We start from the raw sequence: 21,055 nt of genomic DNA on the forward strand, positions 1-21,055 counted from the left end.
CGGACGGCCTACCGGGATGAGGACGTGTGCCGCAGATCACCGGCTTCGCGACATCATTGCTGCACTGCTGCGGCGAGATATTTCGCCGAGGGGCCCCGACCGGCGGCGGCGACATCAGACGGTGAGCCTGTGGCCACGACCTGTCCGCCGGCGCTGCCGGCACCGGGACCGAGTTCGATGACATGATCGGCGACTGCCACGACGCGCATATCGAGTTCGACCATGATGACGGTGTTGCCGGCATCGACGAGTGACTGCAGGTGAGCGACGAGGCGGTCGGCATCAGCACAGTGCAGCCCCGAGGTCGGTTCGTCGAGGACGTAGAGGGTGTCGCCGCGCTGGGAGCGTTGGAGTTCGCTGGCGAGTTTGACCCGCTGTGCCTCACCTCCGGAGAGTTCGGTGGCGGGCTGGCCGAGCCGCAGATAGCCGAGGCCCACGTCGATGAGCGCGGTGAGCGAGCGAACGATGTCGAACTCTCCGGTGAAGAACTCGTGGGCCTCTTCGACGCTCATCCCTAAGATCTCGGCGATGTTGCGTCCGCGCCACAGGATCTCGAGCGTGCTCGACTGGAAGCGGGTGCCGTGGCAGTCCGGGCATTCGGTGTAGACCGAGGGCAGGAAGAGCAGCTCGACCATGACGGAGCCTTCTCCTTCGCAGGTCGGGCAGCGTCCGCCGGCGACGTTGAAGGAGAACCTGCCGGGCTTGTACCCGCGCTCCCTGGCTTCGGGGGTCTCGGCGAAGCGTCGGCGCACATGATCGAACAGACCCGTGTAGGTCGCAACGTTCGAGCGCGGGGTGCGGCCGATGGGTTTCTGGTCGATGCTTAGGACCCGACGGATGCCCGTGAGGTCGCCGGTGACGGTTCCTGCCAGCTCCTCGGATTCGTCGACGAGCAGCAGGTCATCGGCTTCGGCTGCGGGTTCGATCGCCTCGGTGCCGGCACCGAGGCGGTCGCCGACAAGCACGGGCAGTGCCTGGCTGACCAGGCTGGACTTCCCCGAACCCGAGACACCGGTGACTGCGGTGAGCGCGCCCAGGGGCACCTCGATGCTGACATCGGCGAGGTTGTTGCGGCGGACGTCGTCCACACGCAGCCACCCCTGTGGTTCGCGCGGGGTGTGGCGCTCGAGACCGCGATCGCCGAAGACATACTCGCGCGTCACTGACTCCTCGACCTTCGCGAGACCGGCGGAGGGGCCGCTGTAGAGGACCTTGCCACCGCGTTCGCCGGCGCCGGGTCCGATGTCGACGAGCCAGTCGGCGTGACGCATGATGTCGACGGAGTGTTCGACGACGAAGAGACTGTTGCCGCGTGCCTTCAACCCGTCGAGGATGCCCATGAGTGCGTCGACGTCCTGCGGGTGGAGGCCGGCGGAGGGCTCGTCGAGCACGTAGACGACCCCGAAGAGGTCGGAGGTCAGCTGCGTGGCCAACCGCAGTCGCTGCAGCTCCCCGCCCGACAGCGTCGGAGTGGTCCGATCGAGCGAGAGGTACCCGAGCCCGAGGTCGCTGATGGGCCTCAAGCGGTCGATGAGTCCCTCGCCGAGGCGGACGAACGCACCACCGGATTCCTCGCCCGTGTCCATCGCCGCCTTCGCCGAGGCGACCTCGGTTTCGAGCACGGTCATGAGTTCGTGCAGCGGCAGGGCGGAGAATGCGGCGATGTCGAGCCCGGCGATCGTCACGGACAGGGCTTCGGGTTTGAGTTTCTTACCGTGGCAGACCGGGCAGGTCTCGACGCTGAGGAACTCAGCCACCCGCCGCTTCATCCCGGCGCTCTTCGTGTTCGCGAACGTGTCGAGCACATACTTCCTGGCACCGACGAACGTCCCCGAATAGGTCGGTTCGGCACCGGCAGCGATCGCTTCGCGCGCCTCGGTCAGGGTTAGCCGGGAGTGGACGGGAAGGTGCGGGGTCTCCTCGGTGAAGAGGATCCAGTCACGGTGTTCGCGCGGCAGGTCCTGCCAGGGGACGTCGACGTCGTAGCCGAGGGCCACGAGCACATCACGCAGCTGGTGGCCGTGCCAGGCCTTCGGCCAGGAGGCGATCGCGCGCTCCCGGATCGTCAGCGTCGGATCCGGGACCATCTTCTCTTCTGGGACGTCGAAGACGCGGCCGATCCCGTGGCATTCGGGGCAGGCGCCTTCGACGGTGTTCGTCGAGAACTCCTCGGCCAACAGCATCGGCTCCCCTTCCGGATACTGGCCGGCCCGGGAGTAGAGCATGCGCACGAGGCTGGACACGGTTGTGATGCTGCCGACGCTCGATCGGGCGCTGCGTCCGCCGCGCTGCTGCTGCAGGGCCACGGCCGGCGGCATTCCCGTGATCGAATCCACGTCCGGGACCCCGGCCTGGTCGATGAGCCTGCGGGCGTAGGGGGCGACGGATTCGAGGTACCGGCGTTGGGACTCGGCATACAGAGTACCGAAGGCCAGGGAGGACTTACCCGATCCGGACACCCCGGTGAACACGACGAGTGCGTCCCTGGGCACGCTCAGGTCGACGTTGCGCAGGTTGTGTTCCCTGGCCCCGCGGACCCGCACGTCCGGTTGGATCTCGGGTGAGGACGTGGGGTCCGAGGACGCGGAGGAGGTCATGTGGTCACGGTACCAAAAACGGGCTTCGGATCGCCGAGGCGGCCGAGCGCAGAACCCCTCGTTCCGGGAGAACCGGATCGAGGGGTTCGGTGCGCATCATCCGGCCGCTGTCGAGGGGTCGACCGTCATTCGGTGGGTGCGCCGGCGCTCGGTTCGACCACCTCGGCGGGGTAGTCCTCCTGGTCCTCGGGCTTGCGGATGAAGAATGCAAGGACGATGGGGACGATCGCGATGACCGTCGCCAGCAGGAACGCGGCATGGCCACCGGGAGCGCCCGCCTCGGGGATCGACTTGCCCTCCGCCTGGCCGGTGTGCAGGGCCGCGGAGTAGATCGAGATGAGCAGTGCGGTTCCGGCTGCACCTGCTACCTGCTGCAGGGTGTTCAGCGCGGCCGAACCATGCGAGTACAGGTGGCGCTCCAGCGATCCCAGAGAGGCGGAGAACAGCGGAGTGAACGATGCGGCCAGGCCCAGCGACATGACGATCTGGACGATGATGAGCAGCCAGATCGGCGTTCCCACGCCGGCCGTCGAATACGCGAACATCGAGGACGCGATCATGATCGTGCCCGGTACGAGCAGCGTCTTGGGGCCTCGGGCGTCGTAGATTCGACCCATCACCGGTCCGAGCAGGCCCATCATCACCGAACCCGGCAGGAGGACGAGGCCGGACTGGGTGGCGCCGAGTCCGACGACGCTCTGCAGGTACAGCGGCAGCAGGGAGAACGTGCCGAACATCGACAGGGCGACGACCGCCATGATGATGACCGAGAAGACGTAGTTGCGCGAATTGAACACACGGAGGTCGAGCAGGGCGCGATCGTCCTTCTGCAGGACGAGCTGGCGCCACACGAAGAGGGCGAGGAAGACCAGTCCGCCGCCGATCGTCGCCCATGCCAGTGCGGTTGTGGACCCGCCGCCGGACTCACCGCCGTGACCGCCGCCGAACTGGCTGAGGCCGTAGACGATGCCGCCGAAGGCGAACACGGACAGGATGATGGAGATGACGTCGATCGGGGCGTGCGTCGACTCACCGAGGTTGGTCATCCACCTCGCACCGAGTGACAGAGCGATGAGCGCGATCGGCAGGATGATGCCGAAGAGCCAGCGCCAGCCGAGCGAATCGAGCACGATGCCCGACATCGTCGGTCCGATGGCCGGGGCCAGCGAGATGACGAGGCCGACTCGGCCCATCATCCGACCGCGCGAGTGCGCAGGGACCACATTCATCATCGTCGTCATCAGCAGAGGCATCATGATTCCGGTGCCAGCGGCTTGGACGATCCGTCCGATGAGGAGCAGGATGAATCCCTGCGAGACGAGGCAGATGAGCGTGCCCGCAGAGAACAGCATCATCGCGGCCAGGAAGATCTGGCGCGTGGTGAATCGCTGCAGGAGGAAGCCGGTCGTCGGAATGACGACGGCCATGGTGAGCATGAAGGCGCTGGTCAGCCACTGGCCCTGCTCGGGAGGGATGCCGAGGGACTTGTTGAGTTCCGGGATGGCGATGGCCATCGTCGTCTCATTGAGAATCGCCACGAAGGCAGCCACCAGCAGCAGCCAGATGACCTTCATGCCTGCGGGGTCGATGGTGTCGTTATGCTGTGTCTGCGCGTGTGCGGGTGAGCTGTCGCTGGACAAGACGGTGCTCCGTTCGGATGTGTCTGAGGGGCCCGGGATGTGGGCGGAGGTCGCACGCAGATGCCGAATCGACGCGCAGACGAAAGTGTCAACAGCATCTCAGACTAACGTATTCCCGTTTCTCCCCGACAGTGGGGAGAACCCGAAATCGCGGCGATCTTCGTCACTGCTCGCTCGGTCTCCTCAGCAGGTGTCGTATCGGTACCCGTGATCGCCTGCGGCGACGAGGTCGCGGTCGCGCTGGATCATCAGCGGCGGACGATCGGGGACGGTGCAGGCGTTGGCGAAGTCCAGCCCCGCCTCGGCGAGGGTGTCAGGATATTCGATGGCGAGGACACGGTCGCCGTAGATCTCGGTGTACGCGGCGCATTCGTCGAAAGCGGCGCATTCCTCGGCCACGGCGAAATCGAAGCCGAGCTGAGAATGAGCGGTGTCGGCGAGCTCAGCGGCGTTCTTCTGTGCGATCGACAGACCATGGGCATGGGCACGGTCGACATACGCGGCCGCGAGTTCCAGGGCACCGGTTCGGTCGATGTCGGGGAATCGGTCGGCCGTGTCGAGATTGTCGATCTCCACGGCGTCGAATCCGGATTCGGCGCAGCCGTCGAAGACGGGGCCGATGACGTCGAGGATCCTGGTTCGTCGGTCTGCGGTCGAGGGGTCGAGGATGTGTTCGTCCGGCCAATCGGGGTCGACGACCAGGTCACCGGCGGCATCGTGGAGCAGCAGGTCAGCGTGGTCGCGCCAGTCCGCGGCCTCGTCAGGTTGGGTCTGGAAGCCGTTGACGTAGCAGACGGAGTAGGCCCCGGTCAGCGGCGCGGCATCCGCGTCGCGGACGACGATATCGATGCGGCCCCGCGAATCCGGCAGCGAGTCATAGGATCCGCCGAGCTGGTAGTCGAAGGTTCCTGACGTCGGCAGCGAGGGCGCTCCTGAGGTCGGCATCGTCGATGGCGGCGAAGCGTTCGCTGAACAGCCGCCCATTGCCACCGCAATGCCGATGGCGACCGCGGCCGCCATCCACCGCGGTGGAATCGGGCTCAGCAGAGGTCTCATGGAAACACTGTAGACGGAGGCGGCCGACATCGATGTCGCGGCGGAGTTCACACTCTCTTCGATTCGACGTATCGGATGTTCACTTAAGCGCTGTTAACGTCGGCAGAGGAGACGACCCGTCACCGAGGCGGATCGTCTCCTGGAAAGTCAGTACCAGTCACACAGTCAAGCGGAACGAACGGATGAGAATGACTCTGAAGAACGTCACCACGAAGACCATGACAGCTGCGATGATCGCCGGAGCCGCCGTGCTCGGCTCCAGTTCGATCGCCTCCGCCGCCCAGCCGGCGGCACCGCCCGCCGCTTCCGCGGGAGCCGCCTCCGCCGCAGCCGAGAACTCGGCTGCGGACTCCGGCACCGCCTCGGCAAGCCCGGAGGCGGAGAAGAAGTTCTCGAACATCGGAGACTTCCTCAAGCACTACAAGGGCCAGTCGCTGGCGAACTCGCAGGGCGGCTACCAGGGAGAATGCGTCAGCCTCATCTCCCGGGCCCTCGAAGAGGTCTACGGCGTCGACCACGGAGCGTGGGGCAACGCCGTCGACTATCAGGCAGGCGGCTCCGGCGGTGACAAGATGAAGGCGAACGGCTTCACCTGGCACACCGACCAGAAGTTCGAGAACGGCGACATCCTCGTCTGGGGCGACGGCGACAACACCACCGCCTACGGTCACATCGGCATCTACTACGAAGGCCAGGTGTGGCACCAGAACTTCAACGGCGACCGCAGCCTGCACACCTATGACGGCCTCATCGATGGCTACTTGGGCTACTGGCGCGCCTGATAGGTTTTCGCAACGACGAAGGCTCCGAACCGCAATGGTTCGGAGCCTTCGTTTTACGAGTGCTGTCTCAAAACTACTCGAGTGGAGGTAAGGGGACTCGAACCCCTAACCCTCTGCTTGCAAAGCAGATGCGCTACCAATTGCGCCATACCCCCGGACGGGTTCACACCCTCACACCGAGTCGGTGTGTTCGGACCATTCGGCCTGGGCACTCTGGTTCTGGTGCCGCCACCCGAAGAACACTCCGAGTCCCACTAATGTGAGACCGCTGAGAATCCATCTTCTCATGATCCTCCTCGAAAGGAAATCCTGTTGTGACAGGACGTGGGCCTACCTGGACTTGAACCAGGGACCTCTTCGTTATCAGCGAAGCGCTCTAACCGCCTGAGCTATAGGCCCTTATCGGGTGAACCCGAAGTAAAACAATACCCATCAGGAGCAGACAAACACAAATCGGCGCTAGGTGACACCCCTCACACCCTCCCAGAACTACCTGACGGCGGCCCAGATACCTCGCGCGAGGTTGCTGGGCCGCCGTCAGGTAGCAATTGGGGAGGGGGTCAGTCGTCGGTGAGGGTGAGACTGAATCCGCCGGCGATGAGGGAGCCGATGTTGTAGATGAAGGCCGCCAAGGTCGACAGCGCCGTCATCAGCACAATGTTGATGACAGCGATGATGAAGCCGGCTGCGACGACTCGGCCGAAGCCGAAGATGCCGATGATTCGCTCGGCCGACTCGGCGCCGGCGAGCTCACTCATCGTCGACTCGAGGCCGCTCATCACGCCGGTCGCCTGCAGCACGACCCACAGCACGATGAAGGCGACGATAGTGGCGATGCCGATCGCCACGGACATGAGGAACGACATCTTCATGACCGACCAGGGGTCGACCGCGGAGACGGTGAGGCGGACGGTGCGTGGGCCCTTCTTCTTTTTGCCCTTTCCGCCCTCGACCATGTTCTTCACGCCCATCTTCACGCTGCCGGAGCTGGCGCGGACGGTGTTCGCTGCATTTCCCATCACCGAGGTGGCGGTGCGGTTATCGCCGCCCGATCCTTGGGAGCCCGATCCCTGCGAACCGGAAGTCGGTGCCCCGGATCCCTGAGATCCGGTCTGAGCACCTGAACCCTGCGATCCGGTGTGAGCCGACGGTGCCGAACCGGCCGAGGGAGCGCGGTTGGGCTTCGGCGACGCCTTCGGGGCGGGAGGTGCGACAACGGTGGCGTTCTGGCTGTTCGGACCCGAGGAGCCGCGACCGGACCCTGAACCCTGGTTCGCACCGGAACCGGAGTTCGAACCCGAACCGGATGCTGCAGCCGGCTTCTCGTCCGACTTCGACGACCCGGCCGTCAGACGGGTCGAGCCGCTCGACGTCCTTATGATCTTCCCTGAGCCTGGCTGTTTGCTATCGCTCACTCTTCCACATCCTCGTTGCCGGCCTGAGGCTCTGCGACCTCACCTTCCGGGACTTCGGCATCGTCTTCGCTTTCGATCTCGTCTTCGACCTCGGCTTCGGGCCCACGGGTCACTGCGATAATACGGTCTTTCTTGTCCGGTTTCGCGAACACCACACCCATGGTGTTGCGTCCCTTCGCCGGAACTTCATCGATGCTCGACCGAACGATCTTACCGCGCTCCATGACCACGAGGACCTCTTCACCGTCTTCGACGATGAGTCCGCCTACCAAGTCTCCGCGCTGTTCGGTGATCTTCGCAACCCGGATTCCCAGACCGCCACGGCCCTGCAGACGATATTCGTCGACCGGGGTGCGCTTGGCGTAACCGGCCTCGGTGACGACGAAGACGTAGGTGTCGGGCTGGACGACGTCCATCGTGAGCAGCTCGTCGTCTTCCTTGAACTTCATACCGGTGACGCCTCCGGTGACCCTGCCCAGGGGGCGGATCGATTCGTCATCGGCGGCGAAGCGGATCGACATGCCCTTGCGCGAGATCAGCAGCAGGTGGTCTTCGGCACCGACGATGCGAGCCGAGACCAGCTCATCGGGCTGACCCTTGTATTCGCGCAGGTTGATGGCGATGACACCGCCGGTGCGGTTCGAGTCGTACTCGGTCAGGCGGGTCTTCTTCACCACACCGGAACGGGTGGCGAGGATGAGGAACTCAGCTTCTTCGTAGTCGCGGATCGAAAGCACCTTCGCGATCTGCTCGCCGGGCTGCAGCGCCAGCAGGTTCGCCACATGCTGACCCTTGGCATCACGTGAACCCTCGGGCAGTTCGTAGGCCTTCGCCCGGTACACGCGGCCCGTGTTCGTGAAGAACAGCAGCCAGTTGTGAGTGGAGGTGACGAAGAACTGCTCGACGACGTCATCGCCGCGCAGCGCCGCTCCCTTGATGCCCTTGCCGCCGCGGTGCTGCGCGCGGTACAGGTTCGACTGGGTCCGCTTCGCATAACCGCCACGGGTGATCGTGACGACGACTTCCTCTTCGGGGATGAGGTCTTCGATGGACACATCGCCGTCGAATCCGGCGAGGATCTTCGTACGACGGTCATCACCGTAGCGTTCGACGATCTCGTCGAGTTCCTCGGACACGATCTCGCGCTGACGAGACGGTGTTTCCAGGATGTGGTTGTACTCGGCAATCAGCTGTTCGATCTTATCGGCCTCTTCCTGGATCTTCAGACGCTCCAGTGCGGCCAGTCGGCGCAGCTGCAGGTCGAGGATCGCATTGGCCTGAATTTCGTCGACCTCGAGCAGCTCCATCAGTCCGGTCCGTGCCTCGTCCGAGGACGGGGAGCGGCGGATCAGAGCGATGACCTCGTCGAGGGCGTCGAGGGCCTTGAGGTAGCCGCGCAGGATATGAGCGCGTTCCTCGGCCTTGCGCAGACGGAACTGCGTACGGCGGACGATGACTTCGATCTGGTGCTTGACCCACAGACGCAGGAACGAGTCGATGCTCAGTGTGCGCGGCACGCTGTCGACGAGCGCCAGCATGTTCGCGGAGAAGTTCTCCTGCAGCGAGGTGTGCTTGTACAGGTTGTTGAGCACGACCTTGGCCACTGCGTCGCGCTTGAGCACGATGACCAGGCGCTGACCGGTACGGCCCGAGGACTCGTCGCGGAGATCCGCGATGCCCGCGACCTTGCCGTCCTTGACGTAGGAGGCGATCTTCGCGGCCAGGGTGTCCGGGTTGACCATGTACGGCAGCTGGGTCACGACGAGGCAGGTGCGGCCCTGGATCTCCTCGACCTCGACGACCGCGCGCTGAGTGATCGATCCACGGCCGGTGCGATAGGTGTCCTCGATGCCCTTGCGGCCGAGGATCGTCGCGCCCATCGGGAAGTCGGGTCCCTTGATGATGCCGAGGAGCGCTTCGAGAGCTTCCTCCTTGCTCGCCTCCGGGTGGGACAGCAGCCACTGGGCACCCTGGGCGACCTCACGCAGGTTGTGCGGAGGAATGTTCGTGGCCATGCCCACGGCGATGCCGGCCGAGCCGTTGACCAGCAGGTTCGGGAACCTGGAGGGCAGAACCATCGGCTCCTGGTTGCGGCCGTCGTAGTTGTCCTGGAAGTCGACGGTGCCTTCTTCGATGTCCCGGACCATCTCCATGGCCAGGGGCGCCATCTTGCACTCGGTATAACGCGGTGCGGCCGCTCCGTCGTCGCCCGGGGATCCGAAGTTGCCCTGTCCGGACACGAGCGGGTAGCGCATCGTCCACGGCTGCACGAGGCGGACCATGGCGTCGTAGATCGCCGTGTCACCGTGCGGGTGGTACTGGCCCATGACGTCGCCGACGACGCGGGAGCACTTGGAGAAGTTGCGGTCGGGCCGGTAGCCGCCGTCGAACATCGCGTAGAGGACGCGGCGGTGGACGGGTTTGAGTCCGTCGCGGACGTCGGGCAGGGCGCGGCCGACGATCACGCTCATCGCGTAATCGAGGTACGACCTCTGCATCTCGAGGTTGAGATCAACCTGTTCGATCCGGTTGATTTCTGTTCCGATATCGTTCTCGTCGGCCAATGTGGGCTCTTCCCTTGTGTTCGAACCGTGTCCGGCTGGATCTCAGCCGTGTGCGGCGGCGATTGGTACGTGCAAAGAATGGGGGCAGTGCATCCGATCTCCCACCCTCACCGAGGCGGCTGCCCCGGTGAGGACGGACGATCAGATGTCGAGGAAGCGGACGTCCTTCGCGTTCTCCTGGATGAAGCGGCGACGCGAATCCACGTCATCGCCCATGAGGACGGTGAAGATCTCGTCGGCGACGATCGCATCGTCGAGCGACACCTGCTTGAGCAGCCGGTGGTCGGGATCCATCGTCGTCTCCCACAGCTCCTCGTAGTTCATCTCGCCCAGACCCTTGTAGCGCTGGATCGCGAGGTCCTTGGGCAGTCGCTTGCCTGCGGCCCGCCCAGTCTCGAGCAGTCCGTCGCGCTCCTTGTCCGTGTACGCGAACTGGTGCGGGGCGTTCGACCACTTGATGCGGTAGAGCGGCGGGGTGGCGAGGTAGACGTAGCCGTGCTCGATGAGCGGCTTCATGTACCGGAAGATCAGCGTCAGCAGCAGGGTCGTGATGTGCTGACCATCGACATCGGCGTCAGCCATGAGGACGATCTTGTGGTACCGCAGCTTCTCGAGATCGAACTCCTCGCCGATGCCGGTGCCGAAGGCCGTGATCATCGCCTGGACTTCGTTGTTGCCCAGCGCGCGATCGAGTCGAGCCTTTTCGACGTTGAGGATCTTTCCGCGCAGCGGCAGGATCGCCTGAGTGTTCGGATTGCGGCCCTGAGTCGCCGAGCCGCCGGCCGAGTCACCCTCGACGATGAAGACCTCGGAGATCGTCGGGTCCTTCGACTGGCAGTCCTTGAGCTTGCCGGGCATGCCCGAGGACTCGAGCAGTCCCTTGCGGCGAGTAGCTTCGCGGGCCTTGCGGGCGGCCATCCGTGCCTGCGAGGCCTGCAGTGCCTTGCGCACCACGTCCTTGGCCTGGGCCGGGTTCGACTCGAACCAGTGACCGAGCTCGTCGCGGACCACGCGCTGGACGAAGCCCTTCACCTCGGAGTTGCCGAGCTTCGTCTTCGTCTGGCCCTCGAACTGAGGGTCGCCGAGCTTGACGGAGATGACGGCTGTGAGGCCCTCGCGGATGTCGTCGCCGGTGAGGTTCGGATCCTTGTCGCGCAGCAGCTTCTGTTCCTTCGCATAGGAGTTGACCAGCGAGGTCAGTGCCGTGCGGAAGCCCTCTTCGTGAGTGCCGCCCTCATGGGTGTTGATGACGTTGGCGTAGGTGTGAACGGATTCGTTGTACGACGTCGTCCACTGCATCGCGATCTCGAGCGCCAGAGTCTGTTCACCCTCTTCGGCTTCGAAGACGATGACATCGGGGTGGACGAGGTCGGCCTTCTTCGTCGAGTTGAGGTACTCGACATAGTCGAGCAGGCCGTTCGCGTATTCGTAGGTGACGGTGCGCGGCTTCCACTCGTTCGCCTCGTCCTCGTCGATCTGGACATCCTCGTCGTCGACCTCGTTGTGGCGCTCATCCGTGAGGCTGATCTTCAGGCCCTTGTTGAGGAAGGCCATCTGCTGGAAGCGCGCACGGAGGTACTCATAGGAGAAGTCCGTGGTCTCGAAGATCGTGCCGTCCGGCCAGAAGGTCACGGTCGTGCCGGTCTCATCGGTCGCCTCGCCGCGCTGCAGTTCGCCGGTGGGCACACCGCGGACGAAGTCCATGTTCCACACATAGCCGTCGCGCTTGACCTCGACTTCGAGGCGTTCGGACAGTGCGTTGACGACGGTCGAACCGACACCGTGGAGACCACCGGCCACGGCGTATCCGCCGCCGCCGAACTTGCCGCCGGCGTGGAGGATCGTGAGGATCACCTCGACGGTCGGCTTGCCCTCCGTCGGGTGCATGGCCACCGGCATTCCACGGCCGTCATCGGTGACGCGGACGCCGCCGTCGGCGAGGATGGTGACCTCGATATGATCGCAATAGCCGGCCATCGCCTCGTCGACGGAGTTGTCGACGATCTCCTGAACGAGGTGGTGGAGACCGCGTTCCGAGGTCGAACCGATGTACATGCCGGGTCGTTTCCGGACTGCCTCGAGACCCTCGAGCACAGTGATGTCGCCGGCATCATAATGAGGCTGATCCTCGGTCGTCATATGACTCCTTGTTCGGATGGTCGCTATCAGCTCCCCATTCTACCGCGCCGCACGCTGAAATGCCCGTAAGCGGCCTGTGAAGGCGTATTTCCCGAATTTTCGTGCCGCAGATGTACCCCCGGACAGGTGAGGGAGCGGCTATGGCCGTTTAAGGCCCTCTGTGTTCTTAACAGAAATGCAGGGTCGCTTCCCGGAATTTCGCCGAGGCGGCCATCCGGTTCACCCGAATGTGTCCCGGGGTCCGCGGCCGGCCACCGACCGTCGTCCGCGTTTGAAGCTGCGCCCCTGTGGTCCCTTGATCTCGATCTCGGTGATCGTCGCCGAGCCCAGCCCTTCCTCGAGCTTGCGCAGGATCGTCGGTTTGAGCACCCGCAGCTGGGTCGCCCAGGTCGTCGAGTCCGCTGCGATGACGAGCAGCGGAGGCGAGAAGTCGACGGGAGTCGCGTGCTGGGCCACTTGGGGTCCGACGAGGTCGGGCCACCGGCCGAGCACCTTGCCGATGTCGAGTGAGGACGACCAGCCGCGGTCAGTGATGAGCGAGCCGAGCACGGAAGACACCGTCTTCGGGTCACGGCCGTCTCTGCCCGATCCGGAGTAGACGACTTCGCCGCGCAGACGAGAGCGTCGACGGCTGCGGACGAACTTCGCTTCGGTGACCTCCATCCGCCGGACTCGGTCGAGGGCTTCGAGCGCGGCGACGGGAGTGGAGTAGTCCCGGGCGATGCCGCTCATGATGCGTTGCTCTGCAGGAGTCGGGACTGGTCGATCCGGATCCCTTCGAGGCCCGCCGGCAGATCGGAGTCGACGGCCGCCGTGATGAAGACCTGCTCGGCCGAGGTCACTCTCGAGGCCAGACGCTGGCGCCGACCGGTGTCGAGTTCGGCGAAGACGTCGTCGAGAACGAGGATCGGCTGTTCGGCCGCACTTCCGGCATCGGTGGAGAGCAGGTCCCATCCGGCCAGCTGCATGGCCAGTGCCAGCGACCAGGTCTCGCCGTGAGAGGCGTAGCCCTTTGCCGGATGGCTGCCGATCATCAGCGACAGGTCATCGCGACCGGGTCCGTGCAGGGTCAGTCCGCGCTCGATCTCCGTCGTCCGGCGACGGTCGAGGGCCGCGAGCAGCAGCTCCTTGCAGTCGGCAGCGGATTCGGCCTGCGAGTAGTCGATGCGCGAATCGTAGGCGATATGGGCGCCTTGCCGCTCCAGCCGGGCATCGGCGGCGATATAGGCGAAGTTCGTCTGCAGCGGCTCGACGATATCGGCGAGGATCCGCTGCCGACCGAACACGAGCTCGGCCGCAGAGTCCGCGTAGGCCATGTTCCAGATGTCGAGAGTCGTCTCGAGGCCGGGATCGCGATCCTCGCGGAGTCGTTTGAGCAGAGCATTGCGCTGTTTGAGTGCCCGCTCGAAGTCCGTGATGATCGAGGCGAAGCGGGGATTGCGGGCCACGACGAGAGTGTCGATCCATGACCGGCGTTCGGCAGGTTCGCCTCTCACCAGGCTGAGGTCCTCGGGAGCGAAGACCACACAGGAGACGAGGCCGAGGATGTCTTTGAGCTTCACCGCATTGCGATTGACCCGAGCCCGGTTGGCGCCTTTGGCCTGGATGGTGACCTCGACGGTGGCGTGGCGCTGATCCCGATTGACCAGGGCGGACACCGTCGCAGCAGGTCTGCCGTCGTGGACGAGCGGAGCGTCGAAGGCGACCCGGTGGGAGCGCTGATGAGCCAGATACCCGATCGCCTCGACGATATTGGTCTTCCCGGTCCCGTTGTCGGCCACGAATGTGGTGACTCCGGGTGAGAACTCGAGGTCGAGCTCCGGATACGACCGATAGTCACGCAGGGAGAGTCGGGATATCCACATTCAGATGCGGGTGGGCATGAGCAGATAGCGATAGGACTCGTCGGCAGGGCCATCGAGTTCCTTCTGCCCGGAGATGATGACCGGTTTCATCGGCTGGGTGAAGGAGAAGTTCACGTACGGGCTCTCGACAGCGGCGAGACCCTCGGCGATGTAGTGCGGGTTGAAGCCGACGGTGATCTCGTCGCCCTGGAGGGTTGCTTCGACGGCTTCGGAGGCCTGAGCGTCGTCACCGGTGCCGGCGTGGAGGGTGAGCATTCCGTCGGTGACCTCGAAGCGCAGCGGTGTGTTGCGTTCGGCCACGAGGGAGACGCGACGGACTGCTTCACGCAGCACGGCGGTCTCGACGATGGCATGGATCGGAACCGACTCCGGGAACAGCGAACGGACCTTCGGATATTCGCCCTCGATGAGCAGCGACGTGGTGACTCGGCCCGCCGAGGTGAAGGAAATGAGATCCTTGCCCGCATCGGTGCTCAGACCGATGGTGACATCGCCGCCGAGGGACTTCGAGACATCGGAGAGTGTGCGTCCGCGCAGCAGAGCCACGGCCGAGACGTCGGGACGTCCCGGGTTCCAGGTGAATTCGCGAACGGCCAGACGGTAGCGGTCCGTGGCAAGCATTGTGACCTTCTCGCCCTCGATCTCGACGCGCACGCTGGTGAGGATCGGCAGAGTGTCGTCCTTCGAGGTCGCGATGGTGACCTGCGAGACGGCGTTCTGGAACTCACCGGCGGAAACGGTGCCGGAGTCGTCGGGGATCTGCGGCAGTGCCGGGTATTCGGCCACTGGCATCGTCATCAGTGAGAAGCGAGAGGAACCGCAGGTGACGTCGACCTTCGCATCGATCTGTTCGAGGGTCACCTCCTGGTTCGGCAGCGCCTTGGAGATGTCGGCGAGCAGACGACCGGAGACGAGGACCGTTCCTGCGGAGGCGACATCGGCGACGATCTCGACGCGGGAGGAGACTTCGTAGTCGAAGACGGCAAGGCGCACAGTGCCGCCGGCTTCGGCGGTGATGAGGATGCCGGTGAGGACCGGAGCGGAAGGACGATTGGGCAGAGTCTTGGTCGCCCAGGCAACAGCGTCAGCGAGAACGTCGCGATTGACTTTGAACTTCAAGGGGGATGCTTCCGCGTTCACTTTACTCCTTCGGGGGTGGCCACCCGACCTGCACTGGGCATCTGGCACAAGATTCCGGGTTGCGAGTCACAGGCTCGATACTGCTCGGAAAACTTTACACAGCCTATCCGATTTGTGACCACCTCAGGAGTGCCGGCCGAAAAGGGTGTTCAAAGAGTGAATCTCGCATTCGAGAATCAGCTGAGATCCTGTGTTCGAATAATCGTCAGCTCTGCACCTGTGCTGAGCTCGAGGTCCTGAGCTCGAAGCTCACCCACCGCAGCAGTCGGTGGCGGTCGCCCTCTTAAGAGTTGAATTCACTTGGTAGAAGTATCAGCACTTGTGGAGACTGTGGACAAGTGCCGCTTACCCCAGAGTAATCAAGGGATTCGACCGCTTATGGGCTTGTGGATGCCTTGTTCACCGCGACGGAGGCGTCGGTGGGCGCTTGGGTAAACACAAGCATGTAGTTCACATCTTTCCACCCCTGGAGCGGTTCTGTCCACCGTTCTATCCCCAGCTGTGAGCAATTGTCCCCAGGGTTATCCACAGATGTGTATGACGTCTTCTATAGGCGGTGCTGTTGTTTAATGCGGTTTGTGAGTTCGGTGACCTGAGTGTAGACGGCCCGTCTTTCGGCCATCTGAGTTCGAATCTTCTTGTTCGCATGCATAACGGTAGTGTGATCGCGTCCACCGAATGCCTGCCCGATCTTGGGCAGGGAGAGGTCGGTGAGCTCACGGCACAGATACATGGCGATCTGCCTGGCCGTCGTGAGCGTCCGGGACCGGGAGGTTCCGCACAGGTCATCGAGAGTGAGGCTGAAGTAGGCAGCGGTCTGGCCCATGATGTCCGCGGCCGTGACTGCAGGGGTGTCATCGGGGGTGATGAAGTCCTTGAGGACGGTTTCGGCCAGGGAGACGTCGATCTGCTGATCGTTGAGGTTGGCGAAAGCCGTGACTCGGATGAGGGCGCCCTCGAGTTCGCGGATGTTCGAGGACACCCGGGAGGCGATGTATTCGAGGACGTCATCGGGGACGTCGAGCTGTTCGGCTGCGGCCTTGCGACGCAGAATCGCGAACCGTGTCTCCATATCCGGCGGCTGCACATCCGTGAGCAGACCCCATTCGAAGCGGGAGCGCAGCCGCTCTTCGAAGCCCTTGAGCATCTTCGGCGGCTGATCTGAGGTGATGACGACCTGTTTGGCCTCATTGTGCAGTGCATTGAAGGTATGGAAGAACTCTTCGACGGTCGCATCCTTGCCCTGCAGGAACTGGATGTCATCGATCATGAGGATATCGACCTCACGGTAGCGGCGCTGGAAGGCCGGACGCAGAGCGTTCGAGGTCTTCGACGAACCGATCGTATTGATGAAGTCGTTGACGAACTCTTCGCTGGAGACGTATTTCACCCGGATCTCGGGGAACAGCTGAGTCGCGTAGTAGCCGATCGCATGGAGCAGGTGGGTCTTGCCCAGTCCCGACTCCCCATAGATGAACAGAGGGTTGTAGGCCTTGGCCGGTGCCTCGGCGACGGCGAACGCAGCGGCATGGGCGAACCTGTTGGAAGCACCGATCACGAAGGTGTCGAAGGTGTACTTCGGATTGAGCTGAGCGACGCCGGGAGCATCGACGGGCGGACCCATCGGGGCGGCAGTCGCCTCGGCGATCTTCATCTCCCGGTCGGTCATCCTCGATTCGGCCGGCGCCTGAGGCTGCTGTGCCGCCGGCGGTGCGCTCGTCTGCGCATGCGGCATCTGAGTGTTCGGAGTCTGTGCAGCGGGCTGACCGTGATTCGGTTGGACGTATCCGGGCGCCGAATGATCGGCGGGGGTCGGTCGCACCGGTTCGGTCGCCTCGGCGGGTGTGGGTTCAGGGGAACCCGTCGCCGAGGTGGAGGTGACCGGGTCGATGGGAACCGGGGTTCCCGGGGTCGGCTCTCCGATGAGATCTTCGAAGCGGATCGGTACGTCGAGCTCGGGATCGACGACGAAGCCGAAGGTCACCTCGAAACCGAGGACCTTGGAGAACTCCCGGGTCAGAGGGCCGAGCAGCCGGGTCTCGATAGTGCGGCGGGTGTGCTCGTCGCGCACCGCAAGAAGGACGAGGGCATTGTCGACGAGCGCCTTCGGCAGGGCGAGGGAGAGGAACCCCTTCTGATGGGACGTGAGGTCTGGGTCCTCTTCCAGGTTTGAGACCACCGTGCGCCAGCGGCTGATGAGCTCATTCTTGGAATTCGACACCGTCACATTTCCTCAGCTTTCAAAAAAATTCGTTCTGGCGTGATCCACACCTGTGCATGACTTCCACATAGTTTTCCACAGAATGTGGATGATTGCCGACTCAGCCCAGTGAATCTCCACACTCGTGGATAAGCTTGTGGAAAACTACATGGGTGTGACTTGTGGATGGGGTCTGATGACGGGAACGCGAACGGGGATGAATTTCGGGCGAGCGTGACGTGAAACATGCGGATCCCGTTTGACCGCTCGGATTCCGCCTCGCTAAGATGGAGTGTCCTGTGTACCGGGCTTCATCCGATTATCCTGATTATCTTTTGGCTCTTATGCACAGGAGTGCTCGGCGGTCGAGACTCGCACCGCCGTTTTTTGTGAGAACGCACCGGCGTTCACCCGCAACCTAGAAATCGGAGACTGAAGTGAGCAAGCGTACATTCCAGCCCAACAACCGTAAGCGCGCCAAGAAGCACGGCTTCCGTCTGCGCATGCGCACCCGCGCTGGCCGCTCGATCCTGGCCGCACGTCGTCGCAAGGGTCGTTCCGACATTTCGGCCTGAGCATGCTTCACGCGGCACATCGGATCCGCAGCGGCGAAGACTTCAGACGAATCTTCAGAGCCGGGGTCCGGGTGCGCTCAGAGCATCTCATGGCGCACAGCCTGAGAGGCACCGATGATACCCACGCTGCGCGCGTGGGTTTCATCGTATCCAAGGCCGTCGGAAACGCCGTGGTGCGCAACCGCACCAAGCGTCGGCTGCGCGAGATCATGCGTGCACGTCTCGGTGAGCTGAGAGCAGGAGAGCTGTTCGTCATCCGGGCGCTGCCGCATGCGGGACAAGCCGACTTCGCCGTTCTGTCCGCCGAGGTCGACGAGCTGCTGGTCAAAGCAGAGAAGAAGCTGGAACGTCGTGGACGCCGAGCATGATCTGAAACATGTCTCCGAGGTGCCCCGTCGGCCGGCCGGATTCTGGCCCACTGTCGGCTGGATCATCATGGTCGGTCCGAGGATGCCGTTCGTATGGTTCATCCGCGCCTATCGGATCGTGATCTCGCCTCTCTACGGCCAAGTGTGCCGCTACTATCCCAGCTGCTCCATGTATGGTCTCGAAGCCTTCGAGATACACGGAGTTCTCAAGGGAGTGGTGTTAACTGGGTGGCGCATACTGCGCTGCAATCCATGGTCGCACGGTGGTGTCGATCATGTGCCGGGATCGGCGCGGGAGGCCAGGTCGAAGACCATCCACCGCGGTCAGGCACACAGCTGAACACAGCTGAACAGAATGGACTTGTCAGTCCGCGCGCGAGCGCGATCAAGCGGACTGTGGCGGGGCACGCGTCGTGTCGCGCAGACCTGTGAACAATGGCAAAATGAACTTCGCGCAAGAATCGGTGTAACGAGGAGAACTGAATGGACTGGATGGACAAGCTGCTCTACCCGCTGCAGTGGGTAGTTGCTTGGATCCTCGCGATCTTTCATGAGATCTTTACCGCAATCGGTCTCCAAGCCGACAGCGGTTGGACCTGGGTGCTCTCGATCGCCGGACTGACCGTGGTCATCCGTGCTCTCCTCATCCCTCTCTTCGTCTACCAGATCAAGTCGCAGCGCAAGATGCAGCTGCTGCAGCCGGAGATCCAGCGTCTGCAGGCGAAGTACAAAGGCAAGAAGGATCAGTACTCGCGTCAGGCCATGGCCGAAGAGCAGATGGCGCTGTTCCGCGACAACAAGACGAGCCCGTGGGCATCGTGTCTGCCGCTGCTCGTGCAGATGCCCATCTTCTTCTCGCTCTTCCGCGTCATCCACAATATGCCGAAGGTCGCCTCCGGTGACGTCGGAGCCATCGGCGGTTTCACGCAGCAGCTGGCGATTCAGGCCGAGCAGTCCTCGATCTTCGGCATTCACCTGTCCGAGACATTCACAAGCCCGGGCTTCGGGGTCAAGCTCCTGACCGGTGTGCTCATCGTCATCATGGCCGCCACCATGTTCATCACGCAGAAGCAGATGATGGCGAAGAACATGTCGGAGTCGGCAATGGCCAACCCGATGATGCAGTCGCAGAAGATGCTGCTCTACGTTATGCCTCTCGTCTTCGGCATCGGCGGAATCTACTTCCCGCTCGGTGTCCTCATCTACTGGCTGGTCTCGAACACTTGGACGATGGCCCAGCAGCACATGGTCATCCGCAATATGCCCGCTCCCGGCTCGAAGGCCGAAAAGGAGATGCTTGAGCGCAAGGCTCGCAAGGGCAAGACTGTGAAGCAGGATGAGCTCAAGGGATCGACTGTCACCGAGGAGGCCCCGAAGAAGAGCGGCCAGCGGCAGCAGCCTGTGAGCAAGAACCGTAAGAAGAACAAGAAGCGCTGAGGACAGACATGACCGAAGAGAAGATCGACGAGACCTCCGAGCAGACTCCGGAAGACACCTCGACGAAGCCGAGCCGTGCCGAACTCCTCGAAGAAGAGGGCGAGATCGCCGCAGATTACCTCGAAGAGCTGATGGATCTGGCGGACATCGATGGCGATATCGATATCGATGTCGCCGACGGTCGGGCACAGCTGTCCATCGTCTGCGAAGACGACGATGACTCGAACCTGGGCACCTTGGTCGGCCGCGAAGGGCGCACCCTCGGTGCGCTCCAGGAGCTGAGCCGTCTGGCAGTGCAGACGCAGACAGGTCAGCGGTCCTGGCTGATGCTCGATATCGACGGCTTCCGCAACAGCCGCCGCGAAGAGCTGATCAAGAAGGCCAAGCGCGCGATCGACGAGGTCAAGGACGGCGGCGACGAGTTCGCGTTCAAGCCGATGAACAGCTTCGAGCGCAAGATCATCCATGACCAGGCGGCCCGCGCCGGTCTGGTCTCGGAGTCCGAGGGCGAAGGCGACGGTCGTCATGTCGTCATCCGGCTCGCCGATGACTGATCAGCCCGAGAACGACATCGAGTTCTCGAACGAACCGACGCCAGCGGAGATCGAAACGCCTCCGGCCGGCACCGAAGAGTACTTCGGTGCGGCTTTTCCTGCCGCGCAGCGGTATGCCGAGCACCTGGCCACGACCGGAATCGAGTGGGGCCTCATCGGTCCGCGCGAGGTCGATCGTCTGTGGACCCGGCATATCCTCAACTGCGCCGTGGTCGCCGAGTACATCGGTGAGAACGATGTCGTCGGCGATGTCGGCAGCGGAGCCGGACTGCCGGGAATTCCGATCGCACTGTTGCGCCCCGAGGTGAAGATCGTTCTCATCGAACCGATGGAACGTCGTGTCGAATGGCTGAACATGGTCGTCGATGACCTGGGACTGAAGAACGTGCGCATCGTCCGTGCACGGGTCGAGGAACTCGTTGACGAGGAGATGTTCACGGTCGTGACCGCACGCGCGGTGAAGGCGATGACGACTCTCATCGAATGGACTCGCGAGGTCATCAGCCCCGGAGGACGGATCCTGGCTCTCAAGGGCGCCTCGGTCGAAGGTGAGTTGGTCAAGGCGAAGAAGCTGATCAAGCGGTATCGCCTGTCCCAGCCTCAGATCCATATCGTCGATGGCGGCGGCATCCTCGAGGTCCCGAGTCGTGTCGTCGAGATCGTCAAGAAATAGTACGAAGTAGAGTTGGTCTAGGCTGGATCAGAGCCTTGTGAAACCGATGG

The 21,055-nt window shown here is 63.3% G+C and carries 17 protein-coding genes and 2 tRNA genes; 7 read left to right on the forward strand and 12 right to left on the reverse strand.

Annotated elements, in window-relative coordinates; all coding sequences use genetic code 11:
• Positions 1-53: 53 nt before the first annotated feature.
• The 3 genes from BEP01S_RS02825 to BEP01S_RS02835 form a co-directional block, all read right to left on the reverse strand.
• Complete coding sequence (locus BEP01S_RS02825; protein ID WP_062240386.1) at positions 54-2,597, reverse strand: excinuclease ABC subunit UvrA; 2,544 nt, start codon at positions 2,595-2,597, stop codon at positions 54-56.
• A gap of 125 nt (positions 2,598-2,722) precedes the next feature.
• Complete coding sequence (locus BEP01S_RS02830; protein ID WP_157070517.1) at positions 2,723-4,171, reverse strand: MDR family MFS transporter; 1,449 nt, start codon at positions 4,169-4,171, stop codon at positions 2,723-2,725.
• Positions 4,172-4,420: 249 nt separating this feature from the next.
• Entirely contained in the window at positions 4,421-5,293 is an 873-nt protein-coding gene (locus BEP01S_RS02835; RefSeq protein WP_218004318.1) for an endo alpha-1,4 polygalactosaminidase, read from the reverse strand.
• A 188-nt stretch (positions 5,294-5,481) separates the two neighbouring features.
• Between BEP01S_RS02835 and BEP01S_RS02840 the strand changes: the two genes are divergently transcribed.
• Positions 5,482-6,075: a CHAP domain-containing protein gene (locus BEP01S_RS02840; RefSeq protein ID WP_062240395.1), complete on the forward strand. Its 594-nt coding sequence runs from the start codon at positions 5,482-5,484 to the stop codon at positions 6,073-6,075.
• An 82-nt stretch (positions 6,076-6,157) separates the two neighbouring features.
• On the opposite strand, the gene BEP01S_RS02845 is transcribed toward BEP01S_RS02840, so the two are convergent.
• The 9 genes from BEP01S_RS02845 to dnaA form a co-directional block, all read right to left on the reverse strand.
• Positions 6,158-6,230 (reverse strand) — tRNA-Ala (locus BEP01S_RS02845).
• A gap of 170 nt (positions 6,231-6,400) precedes the next feature.
• Positions 6,401-6,474: transfer RNA gene (locus BEP01S_RS02850), tRNA-Ile, on the reverse strand.
• A gap of 161 nt (positions 6,475-6,635) precedes the next feature.
• Positions 6,636-7,490, reverse strand: a complete 855-nt coding sequence (locus BEP01S_RS17055; protein WP_244882027.1) for a DUF3566 domain-containing protein — start codon at positions 7,488-7,490, stop codon at positions 6,636-6,638.
• Positions 7,487-10,054, reverse strand: coding sequence for a DNA gyrase subunit A (gene gyrA, locus BEP01S_RS02860; RefSeq protein WP_062240398.1), 2,568 nt, complete (start codon positions 10,052-10,054; stop codon positions 7,487-7,489). The genes BEP01S_RS17055 and gyrA overlap by 4 nt, the downstream gene beginning before the upstream one ends.
• Positions 10,055-10,195: 141 nt before the next feature.
• Positions 10,196-12,193, reverse strand: coding sequence for a DNA topoisomerase (ATP-hydrolyzing) subunit B (gene gyrB, locus BEP01S_RS02865; protein WP_039211702.1), 1,998 nt, complete (start codon positions 12,191-12,193; stop codon positions 10,196-10,198).
• Positions 12,194-12,412: 219 nt separating this feature from the next.
• Positions 12,413-12,925, reverse strand: a complete 513-nt coding sequence (locus BEP01S_RS02870) for a DciA family protein (RefSeq protein WP_039211703.1) — start codon at positions 12,923-12,925, stop codon at positions 12,413-12,415.
• Positions 12,922-14,058 (reverse strand): DNA replication/repair protein RecF, encoded by a 1,137-nt coding sequence (recF, locus tag BEP01S_RS02875; protein WP_039211704.1) that lies wholly within the window; start codon positions 14,056-14,058, stop codon positions 12,922-12,924. Before recF ends, BEP01S_RS02870 begins: the two co-directional genes overlap by 4 nt.
• The gene (gene dnaN / locus BEP01S_RS02880; RefSeq protein WP_174521210.1) at positions 14,059-15,198 is read right to left on the reverse strand and encodes a DNA polymerase III subunit beta; all 1,140 of its coding nucleotides are present in this window, start codon (positions 15,196-15,198) and stop codon (positions 14,059-14,061) included.
• A 547-nt stretch (positions 15,199-15,745) separates the two neighbouring features.
• Entirely contained in the window at positions 15,746-17,419 is a 1,674-nt protein-coding gene (dnaA, locus tag BEP01S_RS02885; RefSeq protein ID WP_062240401.1) for a chromosomal replication initiator protein DnaA, read from the reverse strand.
• A 416-nt stretch (positions 17,420-17,835) separates the two neighbouring features.
• On the opposite strand from dnaA, the gene rpmH reads away from it, so the two are divergent.
• From rpmH to rsmG, 6 genes are all read left to right on the forward strand, one after another.
• Positions 17,836-17,973 (forward strand): 50S ribosomal protein L34, encoded by a 138-nt coding sequence (rpmH, locus tag BEP01S_RS02890; protein WP_039211706.1) that lies wholly within the window; start codon positions 17,836-17,838, stop codon positions 17,971-17,973.
• Between the two features lie 2 nt (positions 17,974-17,975).
• On the forward strand, positions 17,976-18,341 hold the full coding sequence (gene rnpA, locus BEP01S_RS02895) for a ribonuclease P protein component (RefSeq protein WP_062240404.1): 366 nt from the start codon (positions 17,976-17,978) through the stop codon (positions 18,339-18,341).
• Positions 18,325-18,681, forward strand: coding sequence for a membrane protein insertion efficiency factor YidD (gene yidD, locus BEP01S_RS02900; protein WP_241896943.1), 357 nt, complete (start codon positions 18,325-18,327; stop codon positions 18,679-18,681). The genes rnpA and yidD overlap by 17 nt, the downstream gene beginning before the upstream one ends.
• A 143-nt stretch (positions 18,682-18,824) precedes the next feature.
• On the forward strand, positions 18,825-19,778 hold the full coding sequence (gene yidC, locus BEP01S_RS02905; protein ID WP_062240407.1) for a membrane protein insertase YidC: 954 nt from the start codon (positions 18,825-18,827) through the stop codon (positions 19,776-19,778).
• A gap of 8 nt (positions 19,779-19,786) precedes the next feature.
• Positions 19,787-20,332, forward strand: a complete 546-nt coding sequence (locus tag BEP01S_RS02910) for a Jag family protein (protein ID WP_062240410.1) — start codon at positions 19,787-19,789, stop codon at positions 20,330-20,332.
• Positions 20,325-21,005: a 16S rRNA (guanine(527)-N(7))-methyltransferase RsmG gene (rsmG, locus tag BEP01S_RS02915; protein WP_083532516.1), complete on the forward strand. Its 681-nt coding sequence runs from the start codon at positions 20,325-20,327 to the stop codon at positions 21,003-21,005. Before BEP01S_RS02910 ends, rsmG begins: the two co-directional genes overlap by 8 nt.
• Positions 21,006-21,055: the final 50 nt, after the last annotated feature.

The sequence above is a fragment of the Brevibacterium epidermidis NBRC 14811 genome (genome assembly GCF_001570805.1).
In the GTDB taxonomy this organism is placed as follows: Bacteria; Actinomycetota; Actinomycetes; order Actinomycetales; family Brevibacteriaceae; genus Brevibacterium; species Brevibacterium epidermidis.